The organism is Microbispora sp. NPDC046933 (genome assembly GCF_040644635.1).
Taxonomy (GTDB): Bacteria; Actinomycetota; Actinomycetes; order Streptosporangiales; family Streptosporangiaceae; genus Microbispora.
Map to the genome: position 1 here is coordinate 1 of NZ_JBEYWW010000137.1, position 1,034 is coordinate 1,034.

Annotated in this window: 1 protein-coding gene; it reads right to left on the reverse strand. The window is 31.2% G+C overall.

The genetic code is table 11. The features are described 5' to 3' along the window. The coding region (locus ABZ857_RS44390) for a hypothetical protein (protein WP_357057015.1) at positions 1-331 on the reverse strand (331 nt) is incomplete at its 3' end. Positions 332-1,034: the final 703 nt, after the last annotated feature.

Below are 1,034 nucleotides of genomic sequence, written 5' to 3' on the forward strand. Positions count from 1 at the left end.
TATGCTTAAATTTACCTATTAATTTATTTTCTATACTTATATTTGTTCCATGGACACTGTGTACTTTTGGATGTAGTAATTCAGTATCTTTTGTGTAAGTAATTGGTGCAAGTTTAACTGTTTGGGGCATAAACTTTACTTTATCTTCACGTTCGATTTCAGCTAGTCCTTTAGTATATTGTAATGGATTACTTTTCTTAAACAGTTCAACAGGTATATTTAATTGAACCATTTGTTCCTCAGAAAGTCCTATGTCATTGACTGTTTCAAAAATATCTGTTGGAAATCTTAAACGTACTCCCTTTTCTGGTTCAGTATATTGATTCCACATTGGTATTGATTCATTGCTATTTTCTGTCCAACAAGAAACATAACAAAATCTTTGGAGCTATACTATAAAAGTGGACAGAAAATTATGTGTTATACTTCTGCTAATCAAACCGTCTATTTATATGATGGCTCAACATTACAAATAACTTCTGCTTTTGTAAAAGACAGAACAAATAATATTTATAAAAATTTTCCTATTAGTCCGGACATTCAAACAAATAATGCTAAAAGTTCTGCAATAAAATGGATAAAATCTCAAATAAAGTAAAGCAAAAAGACTTGCCAAGAAAAACATATGGTAAGTCTTTTTTGCTAGTCAAAACTTAACAGTTTTGACCTATTTTTAGCATGCAGATGAATAGTGCTTTTAGAGGAGGTCATAAGTCATGGTTAAAAGTAAAACGATTGAAAGCGTTTTAAGTTTCGTTTAAAAAAAGAGCTTTAAAATAGTCTTATCTCAATAACAATCGGTTGAATATCAGAAAAGCACTTAAACAGGAGTGCTTTTTTGTGTTCTTGCACAATTGCTTACAGAAATACCATGATTTGCGCTTTTAGCGTTTGGACGATAAATAATGCCAAAACAATTTTAAAACGGCTTAGAAAGCAAAATATGAGCCTATAGGACTATTCAAAGTCTTGTCCTCTCTCAAAGTAACCACGACCGCAAGGGATTTTTCCTAAAGGCAGAACGTCCGATTTTT